This is a genomic window from Kyrpidia spormannii, assembly GCF_002804065.1.
Lineage (GTDB): Bacteria > Bacillota > Bacilli > Kyrpidiales > Kyrpidiaceae > Kyrpidia > Kyrpidia spormannii.
The window spans coordinates 13,764-28,471 of record NZ_CP024955.1 but is presented as its reverse complement, the minus strand read 5'-3'; the positions used below and the strand labels follow the sequence as shown (position 1 = coordinate 28,471).

At 55.7% G+C, this 14,708-nt stretch carries 17 protein-coding genes, 3 tRNA genes and 1 rRNA gene; 7 read left to right on the top strand and 14 right to left on the bottom strand.

Translation table 11 applies throughout. The features are described 5' to 3' along the window. Positions 1-14 precede the first annotated feature (14 nt). Positions 15-1,703 (top strand): b(o/a)3-type cytochrome-c oxidase subunit 1, encoded by a 1,689-nt coding sequence (locus tag CVV65_RS00145; RefSeq protein WP_100666453.1) that lies wholly within the window; start codon positions 15-17, stop codon positions 1,701-1,703. Between the two features lie 352 nt (positions 1,704-2,055). On the opposite strand, the gene CVV65_RS00140 is transcribed toward CVV65_RS00145, so the two are convergent. Beyond that, the gene (locus tag CVV65_RS00140) at positions 2,056-2,526 is read right to left on the bottom strand and encodes a MerR family transcriptional regulator (protein ID WP_100666452.1); all 471 of its coding nucleotides are present in this window, start codon (positions 2,524-2,526) and stop codon (positions 2,056-2,058) included. A gap of 139 nt (positions 2,527-2,665) precedes the next feature. Between CVV65_RS00140 and CVV65_RS00135 the strand changes: the two genes are divergently transcribed. Next, a complete protein-coding gene (locus CVV65_RS00135; protein WP_100666451.1) occupies positions 2,666-3,517 on the top strand; it encodes an aldo/keto reductase in 852 nt (283 codons plus the stop codon). Positions 3,518-3,667: 150 nt separating this feature from the next. Here the strand turns inward: CVV65_RS00135 and CVV65_RS00130 are convergent, their stop codons facing one another. Beyond that, entirely contained in the window at positions 3,668-4,213 is a 546-nt protein-coding gene (locus tag CVV65_RS00130) for a TetR/AcrR family transcriptional regulator (RefSeq protein WP_100669065.1), read from the bottom strand. Between the two features lie 235 nt (positions 4,214-4,448). Between CVV65_RS00130 and CVV65_RS00125 the strand changes: the two genes are divergently transcribed. The 3 genes from CVV65_RS00125 to CVV65_RS00115 all read left to right on the top strand — a co-directional run bounded on the left by CVV65_RS00125 (position 4,449) and on the right by CVV65_RS00115 (position 6,438). Next, entirely contained in the window at positions 4,449-5,465 is a 1,017-nt protein-coding gene (locus CVV65_RS00125; RefSeq protein WP_100666450.1) for a zinc-dependent alcohol dehydrogenase family protein, read from the top strand. A gap of 135 nt (positions 5,466-5,600) precedes the next feature. Continuing rightward, complete coding sequence (locus CVV65_RS00120; RefSeq protein ID WP_100666449.1) at positions 5,601-5,996, top strand: (R)-mandelonitrile lyase; 396 nt, start codon at positions 5,601-5,603, stop codon at positions 5,994-5,996. 58 nt (positions 5,997-6,054) lie between these two features. After that, positions 6,055-6,438 carry a DUF2255 family protein gene (locus CVV65_RS00115; protein WP_100666448.1) on the top strand — a complete coding sequence of 128 codons (384 nt, stop codon included), beginning with the start codon at positions 6,055-6,057 and terminating at the stop codon, positions 6,436-6,438. 123 nt (positions 6,439-6,561) lie between these two features. Here CVV65_RS00115 and CVV65_RS00110 read toward each other — a convergent pair. The 5 genes from CVV65_RS00110 to CVV65_RS00090 form a co-directional block, all read right to left on the bottom strand. Beyond that, positions 6,562-6,640: transfer RNA gene (locus CVV65_RS00110), tRNA-Arg, on the bottom strand. Positions 6,641-6,680: 40 nt separating this feature from the next. After that, positions 6,681-6,772, bottom strand: a tRNA-Ser gene (locus tag CVV65_RS00105). A gap of 164 nt (positions 6,773-6,936) precedes the next feature. Continuing rightward, on the bottom strand, positions 6,937-7,182 hold the full coding sequence (locus tag CVV65_RS00100; RefSeq protein WP_013074091.1) for a hypothetical protein: 246 nt from the start codon (positions 7,180-7,182) through the stop codon (positions 6,937-6,939). Between the two features lie 51 nt (positions 7,183-7,233). After that, on the bottom strand, positions 7,234-7,875 hold the full coding sequence (locus CVV65_RS00095; RefSeq protein ID WP_100666447.1) for a phosphatase PAP2 family protein: 642 nt from the start codon (positions 7,873-7,875) through the stop codon (positions 7,234-7,236). Continuing rightward, positions 7,872-8,483 (bottom strand): DedA family protein, encoded by a 612-nt coding sequence (locus CVV65_RS00090; protein ID WP_100666446.1) that lies wholly within the window; start codon positions 8,481-8,483, stop codon positions 7,872-7,874. Before CVV65_RS00090 ends, CVV65_RS00095 begins: the two co-directional genes overlap by 4 nt. A gap of 151 nt (positions 8,484-8,634) precedes the next feature. Here CVV65_RS00090 and CVV65_RS00085 point away from each other — a divergent pair, with 151 nt between their 5' ends. Continuing rightward, the gene (locus CVV65_RS00085; protein ID WP_100666445.1) at positions 8,635-9,270 is read left to right on the top strand and encodes a DedA family protein; all 636 of its coding nucleotides are present in this window, start codon (positions 8,635-8,637) and stop codon (positions 9,268-9,270) included. 30 nt (positions 9,271-9,300) lie between these two features. Continuing rightward, a complete protein-coding gene (locus CVV65_RS17355; RefSeq protein ID WP_407928369.1) occupies positions 9,301-9,552 on the top strand; it encodes a YfhD family protein in 252 nt (83 codons plus the stop codon). Positions 9,553-9,709: 157 nt separating this feature from the next. Here CVV65_RS17355 and CVV65_RS00075 read toward each other — a convergent pair. The 7 genes from CVV65_RS00075 to rrf form a co-directional block, all read right to left on the bottom strand. After that, positions 9,710-9,797 (bottom strand) — tRNA-Ser (locus CVV65_RS00075). A gap of 26 nt (positions 9,798-9,823) precedes the next feature. Then, positions 9,824-10,429, bottom strand: coding sequence for a pyridoxal 5'-phosphate synthase glutaminase subunit PdxT (pdxT, locus tag CVV65_RS00070; protein WP_100666443.1), 606 nt, complete (start codon positions 10,427-10,429; stop codon positions 9,824-9,826). A 2-nt stretch (positions 10,430-10,431) separates the two neighbouring features. Beyond that, the gene (pdxS, locus tag CVV65_RS00065; protein ID WP_013074086.1) at positions 10,432-11,316 is read right to left on the bottom strand and encodes a pyridoxal 5'-phosphate synthase lyase subunit PdxS; all 885 of its coding nucleotides are present in this window, start codon (positions 11,314-11,316) and stop codon (positions 10,432-10,434) included. A 108-nt stretch (positions 11,317-11,424) separates the two neighbouring features. After that, on the bottom strand, positions 11,425-11,568 hold the full coding sequence (locus CVV65_RS16630; protein ID WP_157935316.1) for a hypothetical protein: 144 nt from the start codon (positions 11,566-11,568) through the stop codon (positions 11,425-11,427). Between the two features lie 13 nt (positions 11,569-11,581). Next, positions 11,582-12,796 carry a D-alanyl-D-alanine carboxypeptidase family protein gene (locus tag CVV65_RS00060; RefSeq protein WP_133121172.1) on the bottom strand — a complete coding sequence of 405 codons (1,215 nt, stop codon included), beginning with the start codon at positions 12,794-12,796 and terminating at the stop codon, positions 11,582-11,584. Positions 12,797-12,981: 185 nt separating this feature from the next. Next, the gene (gene guaB / locus CVV65_RS00055) at positions 12,982-14,439 is read right to left on the bottom strand and encodes an IMP dehydrogenase (protein WP_100666441.1); all 1,458 of its coding nucleotides are present in this window, start codon (positions 14,437-14,439) and stop codon (positions 12,982-12,984) included. 126 nt (positions 14,440-14,565) lie between these two features. Further along, positions 14,566-14,682 (bottom strand): 5S ribosomal RNA (gene rrf, locus CVV65_RS00050). Between the last annotated feature and the right edge of the window lie 26 nt (positions 14,683-14,708).

Sequence of the window (14,708 nt, the reverse complement as noted above, 5' to 3'; positions counted from 1 at the left end):
GAGGAGGAGCAGCCATGAGCGAAAGTGCTGTAGAAACAGGAACGACCCGGGCTCCAGTCTTCGCCTTTGAACGGGGGGATCGGGTTCTTGTGCTCGCCCACTTGGGGGTTGCTTTTATCGCCTTGCTGCTGGGTGCGGCGGCCGGAATGCTGCAGGGGTTGCAGCGCACCGGATACATAAAATGGCCGGACGCTGTGGGTTATTACCAGTTGCTCACGCTGCACGGTGTGGCCCTGGCGCTGATTTTCACCACGCTGTTTATCATTGGATTTCTTCTCGCCGGGACGGCCAAGACCCTGGGCGGCCGACTCCATACCGTGGACCGGGTTTGGGCGTGGATCGGCTGGATCATGATGGTGGTGGGCACCGCCATGGGCACGGTCAGCATTCTGAACAACTCGGCCACGGTGTTGTACACCTTTTACGCCCCGCTGAAAGCCTCTCCGTGGTTTTATGTCGCGATGGCGCTGGTCGTCGTGGGAAGCTGGCTCGGGGGAGTGGCAATCTTCACGGCCTACGCCCGGTGGCGGCGGCAGCACCGGGGTCAGGTGTCTCCGTTATTCGCCTACATGTCTGTTGCGACGATGATCCTGTGGATCATCGCCACCCTGGGGGTCGCCATTGAAGTGCTCTTTCAATTGATCCCCATGGCCTTTGGTTGGGTTCCTCGGGTGAACGTGGAACTGAGCCGCACCCTGTTCTGGTATTTCGGACACCCCTTGGTGTATTTCTGGTTGTTGCCGGCTTACATATACTGGTACGTGAACATCCCCCAAATCATCAAGGGCAAGTTATTCAGTGATTCTCTGCCGCGATTGACTTTCGTCTTGTTCATCCTCTATTCGATCCCCGTTGGATTTCATCACCAGTTCAACGAACCGGGGATTGCGAATGGGTGGAAAATCCTCGCCGCCGCCCTCACCCTGACTGTCGTGGTCCCGTCTTTGATGACCGTGTTCGCCATGTTCGCCACCTTCGAAATGGCTGGCCGGGCTCAGGGAGCGACGGGGAGATTCGCATGGCTCCGCAAACTCCCGTGGAAAGATGTCCGGTTCTTCGCCCCGTTTCTCGGCATGGTGATGTTCATCCCCGGTGGAGCCGGAGGAGTGGTGAACGCCAGTTACCAGCTTAACCAAGTCATTCATAACACTTTGTGGGTAACGGGACACTTTCACATGACCTTGTCGTCTGCGGTGACCCTAACCTTTTTCGGCATCGCATACTGGCTGGTCCCGGCCCTCACCAACCGAAAGCTGACGTGGCGGGTCAATAACCTGGGCATTTTCCAAGCGTGGCTCTGGTTTATCGGCATGCTGTTAAACGCCGTTCCCATGCACATCGTCGGACTCCTGGGAGAACCCCGGCGCACGGCGTTCACCACGTACAACGACAACCCTGTTGTCCAACCGTGGCTGCCGTACTGGCCGGTCATGGGGATGTCGGGTATCTTCCTGTTTCTCTCCATTATGCTGTTCCTCGGCGCGATGATCTACCTGTGGTGGTTTGCCCCGCGCCTGGACACTCCTGCCGAATTCCCGATTGGAGAGGTGAAAGACAAGTCCCACCCGACCCCCATGATTCTCGAGCGTTGGCCTTTGTGGATCGCCCTTACAGGCGTTTTGGTGCTCATCGTGTACACCGTGCCATTGGTGGATATGATCCAAACACCGCCGCCGAGTTCGCCGCCGATTCGAAGTTGGTAGGCGGACGGACAATCTGCGCTCTCCGCGTTGCAAGTGGTCCATATCGAGAAGACCCCGGGGTTTCTTGCGTGCGATGGGTGCGAGCACGCTCAGCAGGGGATATCGGCACGCCGCCACGTGCGGCTCACTGCCCGCCCGTCACAGGCGCTGCGTGCCTGACCATCTAGCAAAAGTAACTGTATTCATCCATGTCTGTCACGAATTCCAGGATGGCTCGATTCACAGCCAATGGCTGCTCAAGGTTGGACAGGTGACCGCAGGGCAAAACCCGAAGTCGGGAACGAGTCAGCAACCCGTGTATTAACCTTGGGACCGAACAGCGAGGCAGGACTCGATGGCCTGCCTCCTGTTTTTATTGGCATTGCAACTCATGCTGGCGCCCGTGATTCTTTGATGGTGCCTTTGCGTTTACTTTTGCGTTTGCTTTTTCTCCCCACTTCCCGGGATTTGTATCGTCTGGGATCACGTGGTTGATAATGTTCAGGTAGTGATTGGCTTTGTCCTCCATGTATTTCGCTCTTCGTTTTGCTTCCTCCAACTGCACCAAAGCAGCGGATTTATATTTCAAAATGATTTCGTAGCGTTCCTGAATGGTGGAATCGCCCTCCAAACACAAATCGACGTACCTTTTGATGTCTTTTACTGACATTCCGCATTGTTTCAAGTATTTTACGCCCGTGAGCCAATCCAACGACTTGTCGTCGAAAAGACGGTTATTATGGCTGTCACGCTGTACATTAGGGACCAGTCCCTTATCGGTATAGAAGCGAACGGTATGTTCCGTCAGACCAAGCAGTCTAGCGACTTCTTTCACAGTGTACATCGTACAACACCTCAAGATTTTGTTCGCCAGCTTGACTTCGTGTTACTCGAAGGTTGTACGCTCATTGTAGTTCAAGCAACTTGAACTTGTAAACCACGCCCTGACGGATGTCAACGGGCTGAAAATCAGGAGGATTTATATGCAAAAGGTGATTTTGAACAATGGTGTTGAGATGCCGATCCTCGGTTTTGGCGTTTATCAGGTTCCTGACGCACAGGAATGCGAACAGTGTGTTTATGAGGCCTTGACGACCGGCTATCGTCTGATTGATACGGCTGCCACTTATCAAAATGAAGAGGCGGTCGGCAAAGCAATTCAGCGAAGCGGTGTGCCCAGAGAAGAAATCTTTGTAACTACAAAACTTTGGGTGCAGGACACAGGTTATGACCGCACAAAGAAGGCATTTGAAAAATCCCTTAAGCGATTGGGTCTCGATTATCTGGATTTGTATCTCATTCACCAGCCGTTTGGTGATGTGTATGGATCTTGGCGCGCGATGGAGGAATTGTATCGCGAGGGCAAGATCAGAGCCATTGGTGTGAGCAATTTCCAGATGGATCGCCTGGTCGATTTAATCATCCACAATGAAGTCGTGCCTGCTGTAAATCAGATTGAAACGCATCCTTTCTGCCAGCAAATCGAGAGCGCTGAGTTTATGAAGCAGCACGGTGTTCAAATCGAATCCTGGGGTCCCTTTGCGGAAGGCAGGAACAATCTATTCCAGAATGCAGTTTTGGTTTCGATCGCGGAAAAGTACAACAAATCCGTTGCTCAGGTTGTCTTGCGCTGGTTAATCCAAAGAAACATTGTTGTGATTCCGAAGTCCGTGCATAAAAAACGGATCATCGAGAACTTTAATGTCTTCGACTTTGAGTTGAGCCAGGCCGACATGCAGACGATTGCGACGCTGGATACCAAACAGAGCTTGTTCCTTTCCCATACCGATCCCGAAACTGTGAAATCTCTTAGTAACTTGAAATTTGATGTTTAATGCTCTACTGGCCGGTTTCGGCAGCTACTCTAAGGCGTTACAGGGACTCAATTGAAGATCAGAGAAGATGCGGTGGCTGCTCCTTCGATTCAGTTAACACCTGATGAAGTGTCGTTGCTCCGCTGTTGATATGGCATAGCTTGGATGGGTTTAGAAATGCCTTTCCAACAACAATCCCACTTGCTCTGCCATGACCGCGGGTGAATACGGCATGCCCGTGGTGATCCACCACTCCACGACCCCTACGTAGGCAGTTCCGATAAATCTAAGCATCACATCTTCATCGATGCGCTGGTCCTTTGTTCCTTCTTTATGCAATTCACTCCGAAACGATCCAATCAGGTATTCGAGGAATCGACTGCGAAAGGACGGCGCACCTTTGCTGGCCAACATGGTTGAAAAGAACAGATAATGGCTCTCGAAGTACTCGAAGAAGATCCTCGTCGCCTCGATCCAATCCAGTTCACACGCCCACGCGGCGATGTTGCGCATCTCTTCGATGTGCTCTTCGATGAGCTTATCCAGCAGATCGAATTTGTCGGTGTAATGGAGGTAGATGGTGCCTCTGTTCACATTGGCTCTGTCCGCGATATCTTGAATCGTGATTTCGTCGAAGGTTTTTTCAGACATCAGTTCGAGCACCGCATTTTTTATCGCCTCGCGAGATTTGAGGACTCTTCTATCGACCTTCGACACAGTGAGAATCACCAACCCCATCCATAGAGTCATGAACAATATCATCTCATGTGTTGATTAATCGACAAACGGTGTGCATTTAACGATTGCGCGTGTTCGATGTCTGGTTATGATTATAAACGTGTGTTGATTAAACAATCAATGTTGAGCCTGAAAGGCTGAACGAATCGGCCTACAGGGTCGGGGTTTTTGAGACGCCCTTCCAGGAAAATCTCAACGAAAGGGGAGTCCGCTCGTGAAAGGTGCTGTCCTGTATGGCCCAGGGGATGTCCGTTTTGAGGAGCTTGACGATCCGAAGATCCTGAAGCCGACCGATGCCATCATCCAGATTGTCGCTGCCTGTGTGTGCGGGTCCGACTTGTGGGACTATCGTGGGATCAATCCAGTCACGCAGCCAACCCCGATGGGGCATGAGTATTGCGGGATCGTCGAGGAAGTCGGAAGCGCCGTCAAATCGGTCAAGCCGGGCCAATTTGTCATCGGTTCGTTCTTCGCGTCGGACAACACCTGCGCAATCTGTCATGACGGCTACCAGTCGTCGTGTGTGCACAGGGAGTTCGTGGGAGGTGCGCAGGCGACCCGGCTGCGCGTGCCGCTTGCGGACGGTACGCTCGTCGCGACTCCGGATCTTCCGCCTGACGACCTGATCCCGAGCCTGTTGACTTTGTCTGATGTCATGGGGACAGGCTGGTTCGCAGCGGACGCAGCGAACGTGAAGCCGGGCAAGACGGTCGTCGTCGTGGGGGACGGCGCGGTTGGCTTGTGTGCGGTGATTGCGGCCAAGCAAATGGGGGCCGAGCGGATTATCATCATGAGCCGGAATCCGGCACGGCAGAAGCTGGCCCGCGAATTCGGTGCGACGGACATCGTACCCGACCGCGGTGACGAGGGCGTGGCGCGCATCAAGGACTTGACCGACGGGCTTGGTGCTCATTCGGTACTGGAGTGTGTGGGCACGCAGGAGGCGATGATGCAGGCGATCCGGTCGGCCCGCCCGGGCGGGTACGTGAGTTACGTGGGCGTGCCGCACGGGGTAGAACTCGATGGACAGGAGTTGTTCTTTGCCCATGTCCACCTTCACGGCGGCCCAGCCCCGGTTCGTCGCTTCCTGCCGGAAATGATTGACTTGGTGTGGAACCGGAAGATCAACCCCGGCAAGGTATTTGACCTGAGGCTTCCGCTCGATCAGGTGGCAGAGGGCTACCGGGCGATGAGCGAGCGTCGCGCGATCAAGGCACTGCTGATCCCGTAAAGCCGCGAGGCCCGTACTGACACTCACTGATCCTCCAACCTGGCTAAAATGTCTTCCCTAAGAGGGTCAATGCTGGAACTGCGTCAACGAAGTCATTCCGGAAAACTGAGTGTGAACGAAAAGGAGGGGTTTGTTATGGAAATTCAACGAGCGGGTTCACAGCCTTCCGGTAGAGGGCCGTCGGAGTATTTCACCGGCAATGTGCGAGTGGACAAATTGTGGGAGGCACCTGCACCGGCGCGCGTCAGCGCCGCGAGCGTCACGTTCGAACCCGGCGCACGCACGGCATGGCACAGCCATCCGTTGGGTCAGACCCTCATCGTGATCGCAGGTTACGGCTGGGTACAGCGATGGGGCGGTCCGGTTGAAGAAATTCGACCGGGTGATGTGGTTTGGTTCCCGCCCGGTGAGAAACATTGGCACGGTGCATCGCCAACGACGAGCATGACACACATTGCCATTCAGGAATCTCTTGACGGCAAGAATGCCGATTGGATGGAAAAGGTGAGCGATGAACAATATCGGCGTTAGGACAGGGCGACGTATGATGCTTCTGCACCGCTCCCGGTAAATCAAGGAGGGCCGATACATGAGCACTTGGTCTGAGGATGAGCTGTGTAAAATCGCTGAGGCGGATGACTTGCATATTTCACCCTTTCGCGAAGACGGGGTGACCTACGGCACCCCGACCTGGATCTGGTCCGTTGTCGTCGGCGACGCTGTGTATGTGCGCGCCTACAACGGGAAGGCTTCTCGCTGGTACCAGGCTGCGCTACGGCAGAAGGCGGGGCGGATCACCGTCGCCGGCATGACGAAGGAAGTGACGTTCGAACCTGTCGATGGGCCCATCAACGACCTCATCGATGACGCTTACCGGGCGAAATACCGTAGCAGTCCGTATCTGGCTCCGATGATTGGCTCGCGGGCCCGGGCCGCGACGGTCAAGATCCTGCCACGCGAAACAACCACCTGAGTCACATCCGTTTCGGATGCCCCACCTCTGCAACGGTGATCGATGCCGCTCCGCGCGTCAGGCGGGGCGGCTTTTTGTGTGGGGAACTACCTCCCTTTAAACGTTGCGGCTGCGGCCTCTCGCTGGTGCGCCCGGAGGGACTCGAACCCCCGCAAGACGCGGTTTAGGAAACCACCGCTCTATCCACCTGAGCTACGGGCGCATGAACCTCGACTGCGGCTTCGGAGGGCCGCAGTCAGGCTTGGCGGAGAGAGAGGGATTCGAACCCTCGATACCCTTTTGGGGTATACTCCCTTAGCAGGGGAGCGCCTTCGACCAGCTCGGCCATCTCTCCACATTGGCCATCATCCATTATATCACGCCAAGAGCACCTTTCTCAAGGAATCCGCGCCTCGCCATCCGCAACAGCACCGTACCCAAGGGCACCCGGGGATTTCTCTTTTGGGCAGGTCCTGCCAAACCGCGCACACACCGGCCCGGGCACGCAAGGATCCGCCCTCAATGCCGATGGCGCAGACGCAGAATTGAGACCACCGTCATAAACCCAATAAAGACCCATGTGGCCCAAAAAAGCCCTTGTGAGACGTATTTTGCCGGGGGATAAGGAGAGATCCCTACAATCACCGATGTCAAAAAGCCCATAGCGGTGATAAACAACGACCTGCCAAAGGCCCGGCGGTGTAGCGCCAATCGTTGTACAGTGAGGCAACCGGCAAACACGATCAATGCGATGAGAAGTTTCACAATCCGCCCCCCATTACTCCCTTTCGCCCGGATCTCTTCAAATCAAGCGTTTCATTCCACCGCCCGGCGCCCGGAATCCCGGCGCCCCCGGGCATACTGGGCACATAGGCTCAGCCAGATGGTACTAGCAATAAAACCACCGATCACGTCGCTTGGATAATGGACCCCGAGGTACATCCGACTGAGACCCACGGCGGCCACCAGGACCGCTGCACTGCCGGCAAGCATCACTTTGGCCCGCCGAGATCGCGCGTATCCCCAAAGGAGTATCGCCACTGACCCGTAAAATGAGAAGGCTTCCATCGAATGGCCGCTGGGAAAACTGTACCCCGCCGCCTCTACTAGACCGAATCCCGGCCTGGGGCGCTGAAAGGCCCATTTGAGCAGCCCGTTTAACAAACTGGCTCCCGCCACTGCAAGAACAAAGAACGGAAAATCACCTCGGCGTTCCCTATCGCTGTACAGCCATAGCGCAACCAGAACCGAAACCGGCACGACGACCACCCAGGAACCAAGATCGGTGATGATTTTCATCACCCAAGTCAGCGTGGGCGAGGCGTGACTCCGCAACCAAATCAATACGCCCCAGTCGAAACCCTTGGTCCATCCGCTCTGCACGGCCACCGCCAAGCCGGCGAAAACCGCCAGTCCAACGATTTGAATCGCCCGGTTCGTCGTATCGTGCTTCGTCATCGTTGTTTTCGTTTTGCCCGCACCACAAAAATAACGATGGCTGCCAACACCACCACTCCCACTGCCAGGGTGAGCGGGTGCGTGTAATGCTGGATCGACTCCCAATGCTCCCCAAGCTTCACCCCCACCAAAGCCAACACCCACACCCAAGGGAGGGACCCTACGGCGCTGTACAGAATAAACCGTCCCACGGGCATCCTGGCAATTCCGGCCGGCAGGGAGATAAAAGTCCGGATGGCGGGAAGCAGGCGCCCGACGAAAACGGTCACTTCGCCCCGACGGGCGAACCAATGGTCTGCTTGGTCCAAGTGCCGATGGTGGATCCAAATGTACCGCCCGTACCTTTCGAGAAAAGCTCGACCGCCCTTGATGCCGACGTAATAAGCAATCAAGGAGCCAACCACATTCCCGACCGTACCGGCGAGAATCACCCAGCCGAGATTGAGGTATCCCCGCCCAACCATGTACCCCGCAAAGGGCATGATCACTTCACTGGGCAGGGGAATACAGGCGCTCTCCAGAGTCATGCCAATAAAAACTCCCAGGTAACCATAGGACTGGACGAGTTGAATCGTGAAATCGGATATGGCAGACAACAAACTGGACAATCGTTACACCTCACCAATACGTGATCCTTGCGATTGTACACCCCTCCGCGCGGATAGTTGCATTTTCGTCCGAAATCTGAGAGGATGTGTACGCCGGACGAGCAAAGAACGCAGTTGAACGCGGGATAATCCTCGCAAAGGCGGTGCCCGGATGGATGCGTTGATCTCTTCATTAATGGCCTACGGTTACTGGGGTCTGTTCCTGCTCATGGTACTGGACCCGATCTTGCCCACTCCCAGTGAGACCATCATAACCCTCGCCGGCACGCTGATCGCGGCCAAAAAACTTGACCTCATCCCCGCCGTCACGGCAGTGGCCGCGGGCTCCGTGATCGGCTCCGTCATCGCCTACGCCATTGGCCGTTACTTGGGGCGGCATGTGCTTCTAAAATACGGTCGTTGGGTCGGCATCAAGCCTGCACACATGGTCAAGGGAGAACGCTGGTTGAATCGGTATAAAATCCTCATGTTGATCTTCGGCCGATATATCGCCGGGGTGCGACAGGTGATCCCTTACCTCGCGGGAATCGGTCGCATTTCTTGGTTTGATTTTACCCTGTACACCGTCATTGGGTCTATCCTATGGGCCGTGACTTTTCTTGTCCTGGGCCGCACCCTCACAACCTTGGTCCACCCCGTCGCCGCCTCGATCGCACGTTACTGGTACATCGTGGCGCCAGTGGTAATCGTCGGACTTGGTGTGTTCATCTGGAGGCGACAGCGGACTCGTCATGCCCGCCAAGTACCCGAAGATCAGAGGAACACGCAAAACACGCCAAACGCATAACGAGACCTTCCAGGCGCCATTTTAACTTTAATGTCACGGGAAGGAGGGTCCATCATGCCGCACAACCACGGAAAACATCCCCATGTCTATCACAGATCCCAAGGCAACGAACATCCTCCTTTTGGTCCACACCGAAATACCACTCGTATCGCTGAGGCTGAGGATGTCGAGTTTTCCCGGGATAGTGCCGATCACGAAGACCTAGAGGCCCTTCAGCGGTCCAAGGCCGCCAATCGCCGTCAATCCAGTACCCAGCAAGACGGCGGGAAGGACGTACGATAACCATCTCAGACCCGTCTCCCGCCTGAACACCCCCTTGATCATACCATGGTCTCCACGGTTCCCACGAAGGCCAAAACACGGGCAGGAAGCACCCGCAAGCAATAAAAACAGCGGATTCCATGAAAACACGAAATCCGCGTTACAACTGAGAATGTCTTGGCGGACAGGGTGGGATTCGAACCCACGGAGGGTCTCCCCTCTGCAGTTTTCAAGACTGCCGCCTTCAACCTCTCGGCCACCTGTCCACGATTGCGGCGCAAAGCGCCGCTGATTACAGTCGAGAATCTGTACCGCCCACTGGCAGCCCCGCTTTTCTGCACATCTCCACGAAATACTCGTGGACGCGAGGATCATCGGTAAGCTCCGGGTGAAAAGAAGTGGCCAGCAAAGTGCCCTGTCGCACGGCCACCACCCGGCCGTTGAAGGCTGCCATCACCTCCACATCGTCCCCCACGGAGGTTACGTGCGGCGCACGGATAAACACGGCGCGAAACGGCGGCCCTGCAATGCCTTCAATGGAGAGATCTGTCTCAAAACTATCTTTTTGGCGCCCAAAGGAATTCCGAGCCACGCGAATGTTCATTAGGGCGAGATGCGGTTCTTCGCCACCCTCAATCTCCCGAGCCAGCAGGATCATCCCTGCGCACGTTCCATATAGTGGAATGCCATTCTGGCCCATTGCCCGGATGGGCTCGAGCAACTCATATTTCCTCATTAGTTTTCCGATCGTCGTGCTCTCGCCCCCCGGTAGGATCAATCCCCTGAGCTCAGCGAGGTCCTGCGGCTTCTTAACAATCACGGGGTCGACGCCCACATCCCGCAACCTTTCCAGGTGTTCATGCACATCTCCTTGAAGCCCGAGAACGCCGATCTTCACGGTTACCAACCCCGCACGGCCAAGCGCTCGGTCTCTGCCAGAGTAGACAATTCGATGCCCTTCATGGGAGCCCCGAGGCCCTTCGACAGTTCAGCGATCAACTTGTAATCCGTGTAATGAGTGGTGGCTTCCACGATGGCCCTGGCAAATTTTGCAGGGTTTTCCGATTTGAAAATACCTGATCCTACAAACACGCCATCCGCCCCAAGATGCATCATCAGTGCTGCGTCAGCCGGAGTCGCCACGCCGCCAGCCGCAAAATTGACCACGGGCAGCCGCCCGAGCCGCTTCACTTCGAGGAGAAGTTCATAGGGACAACCGAGATTCTTCGCCTCGGCCACGAGCTCATCCTCGGACATATTCTGGACTTTGCGAATCTGGCCCATCATTGTCCGCATGTGTTTGACGGCTTCCACGATGTTCCCGGTCCCCGCCTCCCCTTTGGTTCGCATCATCGATGCCCCTTCAGCGATCCTCCGCAAGGCTTCCCCGAGATCCCTGGCGCCGCAAACAAAGGGGACGGTGAACTCTTTTTTGTTGATGTGATATTTATCATCCGCCGGAGTAAGCACTTCGCTCTCATCGATATAATCCACGCCGAGTGCTTCCAGAACTTTGGCTTCGACGTAATGCCCAATCCGAGCTTTCGCCATGACCGGAATGGAAACGGCGTTCATCACTTCCTCGATCACCGTCGGATCGGCCATGCGGGCCACGCCACCGGCCGCCCGAATATCCGCCGGAACCCGCTCCAATGCCATGACGGCAACCGCGCCCGCTTCCTCGGCGATCTTCGCCTGTTCAGCGTTCACCACATCCATGATGACGCCGCCCTTTTGCATCTCCGCCATACCGCGTTTCACGCGGGACGTTCCCACTTCCACCATCCTTGGCGCCTCCTATCTGTGACCTGCGTCATCTATATATCATACGTCACAATCCCCTTCGTATCAATGGAAAACCATTCGTCCGGTTGTCCGGGCGGCGCGAATTCATCAATCATCCCGGGGCCGGTTTTGGTCTGGGGCCATCTTCCGAAGAAAAGCCCGAAACATGAAAAATCCACCGGCCAAAATCACCAACAGCAGAACGGCGCTCAGTCCGATGCCCAACACACTCCACACCACCGCTTCTTGCATGTCGACCCTTCTTTCATAGACGCTTGAAGACGCTCTCCACCGCTCCTGTGACGAAATGGATCAACCCACGAAACATCATGCGGATGAATCCCGCCTTATCGTCTTTCTCCAGAGCGTAAAGGGGCAGCTGAAGCAGTTGCTGATCCCCGAGGCGGTATGACACGGTGCCCACCTGTTGGCCCTGAGCCACCGGGGCTTTGAGGCCAGGTGTCCATTCTACCGTTCGCACCAAAGCGTCCGCTTTCGTCCCCTCGGGAACCAGGGGCGCTAAGGGGACCTGAGTGGTCACCGATAAAGACTCGATGACTCCGTCGGGCACTTCTGCCTTTACATCCAATGGATCTCCAGGTTTTAGCAGCGGCAGGGGCGTAAAATTCTTGAAGCCGTAATCGAGCAAGGCAGTGGTGTCCTTTTGACGGCTCTGATCATCCGGATCTTTCATGATCACAGAAATGAGCCGCACCCCGCCTTGTTGGGCCGTCGCCGTAAGGCAGTACCCCGCCTGGTCCGTAAAACCTGTCTTCAACCCGTCCATGCCGGGATATTTACCGAGGAGATTATTTGTGGCCGATACGTCAAAAGTGTGGTTCCGGATCCACATGTCATGAATCTTGGTATAATCCAGAACCTCGGGGTACTTCGTAATCAGATCCCTCGCCAATACGGCCATATCCCTCGCCGTTGTATAATGATTCGGATCATGGAGCCCGTCGGGATTCACAAAATGCGTGTGTGTAAGTCCCAACTCCTGGGCTTTTTCGTTCATCCTCTTAACAAACTGTCCGACACTCCCACCCACATATTCCGCGATCGCCACAGCGGCATCATTGGCGGAATGTACAGCCACAAAGGTAATCATGTCTTTCAGCGTAAACTTTTCCCGGGGATCGAGATACACCTCTGACCCGCCAGTGTTGTAGGCATTTTGTGAAATTGGGACGATGTCGTCGAGGTGTGCCTTACCATCGTGAATGGCCTCAAAAGTCAGGTACAGCGTCATCATCTTCGTCATGCTGGCGGGGTACCGTTTGTCGTCAGCGCCTTTTTCATAAAGAATCTGGCCCGTCGCCGCGTCCATCAACACCGCTGAAGGCGTTGTCAAATGCGGCGGTGCCGGCCAGACTACCCCGTCGGCCTGTCCCTTCATCGGCATTCCCGCCACCACGGCGGCCAAAAACACGACAACCGCGACAAATCCTACAAACCAGCGGCGTTGTATACGTCCCACCACTTCGCCCTCCACGATCAGGATCCTTCACATCCGGAGTCATTATACCACGCTCGTCCCCGTAATGGGCGAAATTATACCCCGCAACCACATCTGCGTACAACGGCAAAAGTAAAGAGACCGCCTACCCTGTGAGACGATCGCGAGGATAGGCGGGGGATTAGACTGTGGTGTTATGGGGGCTCTCACACGCTGTAGTTGGGAGCCTCTTTAGTGATCTGAACGTCATGGGGATGGCTTTCCCGAAGACCGGCGGCAGTGATGCGGATAAACCGCGTATCCTCCTTCAACTCGTGAATGTTGCGTACCCCGCAGTACCCCATTCCCGCTCGGAGGCCGCCGATCAGCTGGTATACCGTTTCGGACAAGGGGCCCCGGTAAGGTACCCGCCCCTCAATTCCCTCTGGCACCAGCTTCTTGGCATCTTCCTGGAAATACCGGTCCTTGCTGCCTTCTTTCATCGCCCCCAGGGATCCCATGCCCCGGTAGACTTTAAAACTCCTTCCCTGATAAATTTCGATCTCCCCGGGGCTCTCTTCGGTCCCTGCGAGGAGACTTCCGATCATGACGGTATCAGCTCCGGCGGCAATCGCCTTCGTAATGTCACCGGAATATTTAATGCCTCCATCGGCGATGATGGGGATGTCGTAGTCCCGGGCGACGGCGGCACAATCATAAATCGCTGTGATTTGCGGCACCCCGATTCCGGCCACCACCCGTGTGGTACAGATCGACCCGGGTCCAATGCCAACTTTGACTGCATCGGCCCCCGCCTCGATAAGATCTCTCACTCCTTCCCCAGTAGCCACGTTCCCAGCGATCAACTGTAGATCCGGGTACTTGTGCCGGATGGCCTTGACGGTGTCCAATACTCCTTTGGAGTGGCCGTGGGCCGTATCGACGACGATAACGTCCACGTGCGCCGACACCAACGCTTCTACTCGCTCAAACGTATCTTTCGACACCCCCACCGCTGCGCCCACCAACAAACGCCCTCGGGCATCCTTGGCCGCGTTGGGAAACTGGCGGGCCTTCTCAATGTCTTTAATCGTGATCAATCCCCGAAGAATATACTGTTCGTCTACCAGGGGCAGCTTTTCAATCTTGTGTTCTTGAAGAATGCGCTTCGCTTCTTCGAGGGTTGTACCGACGGGGGCTGTGACGAGGTTTTCTTTCGTCATGACCTCGGCGATAAGGCGGGAGTGGTTTTGTTCGAAGCGGAGATCGCGGTTTGTAATAATGCCGACGAGGCGGCCCTTTTCATCGACGATGGGTACACCGGATATTCGGTACTTGGCCATCAGTTGTTCCGCTTCAGCCACGCTGTGATCGGGAGTGAGATAAATCGGATCGGTGATCACGCCGCTTTCCGAACGTTTGACCCGGTCGACTTCCTCAGCTTGTTTGGCGATCGACATGTTTTTATGGATAATTCCGATGCCCCCTTCCCGGGCCATGGCGATAGCCATCTTCGCTTCGGTGACCGTATCCATTCCGGCGCTCATCAAAGGGATGTTCAGCCGAATCTCCCGGGTCAGGCGGGTGCTCACATCGACTTCGCTCGGTAGAACCTCTGATTTAGCAGGAATTAAGAGAACGTCGTCAAAGGTCAATCCCTCTTTTTCAAATTTCCGGTGCCACATGTTGATACCCCCAATGGTTGCGGTCGTGGATATTATGGCCAGTGTAGCAAACTCCTCTGCGGTGTCAAGGGCACCCGGGTAGAACAAAGCCCCGCAGGAAAGATCCTGCGGGGCTTGCGGGAACGCGCCCGGCAACGTCCTACTCTCCCAGGGCCCTGCGGCCCAAGTACCATCGGCGCTGGAGGACTTCACTTCTGTGTTCGGAATGGTGACAGGTGTTTCCCCTCCGCTCTTGTCACCCGACCCTCGTTCCCTCAAAACCGAAAAGC

What these genes read in the sequence shown, in the direction of transcription:
- CVV65_RS17355 (WP_407928369.1), top strand. Translation starts at nt 9,301, where the DNA reads ATGTCACGGGAAGGAGGGTCCATCATGCCGCACAACCACGGAAAACAT.
- pdxS (WP_013074086.1), bottom strand. Translation starts at nt 11,316, where the DNA reads ATGGTGGAAGTGGGAACGTCCCGCGTGAAACGCGGTATGGCGGAGATG.
- CVV65_RS00085 (WP_100666445.1), top strand. Translation starts at nt 8,635, where the DNA reads ATGGATGCGTTGATCTCTTCATTAATGGCCTACGGTTACTGGGGTCTG.
- CVV65_RS16630 (WP_157935316.1), bottom strand. Translation starts at nt 11,568, where the DNA reads ATGCAAGAAGCGGTGGTGTGGAGTGTGTTGGGCATCGGACTGAGCGCC.
- CVV65_RS00115 (WP_100666448.1), top strand. Translation starts at nt 6,055, where the DNA reads ATGAGCACTTGGTCTGAGGATGAGCTGTGTAAAATCGCTGAGGCGGAT.
- CVV65_RS00095 (WP_100666447.1), bottom strand. Translation starts at nt 7,875, where the DNA reads ATGACGAAGCACGATACGACGAACCGGGCGATTCAAATCGTTGGACTG.
- CVV65_RS00135 (WP_100666451.1), top strand. Translation starts at nt 2,666, where the DNA reads ATGCAAAAGGTGATTTTGAACAATGGTGTTGAGATGCCGATCCTCGGT.
- guaB (WP_100666441.1), bottom strand. Translation starts at nt 14,439, where the DNA reads ATGTGGCACCGGAAATTTGAAAAAGAGGGATTGACCTTTGACGACGTT.
- CVV65_RS00140 (WP_100666452.1), bottom strand. Translation starts at nt 2,526, where the DNA reads ATGTACACTGTGAAAGAAGTCGCTAGACTGCTTGGTCTGACGGAACAT.
- CVV65_RS00120 (WP_100666449.1), top strand. Translation starts at nt 5,601, where the DNA reads ATGGAAATTCAACGAGCGGGTTCACAGCCTTCCGGTAGAGGGCCGTCG.
- CVV65_RS00145 (WP_100666453.1), top strand. Translation starts at nt 15, where the DNA reads ATGAGCGAAAGTGCTGTAGAAACAGGAACGACCCGGGCTCCAGTCTTC.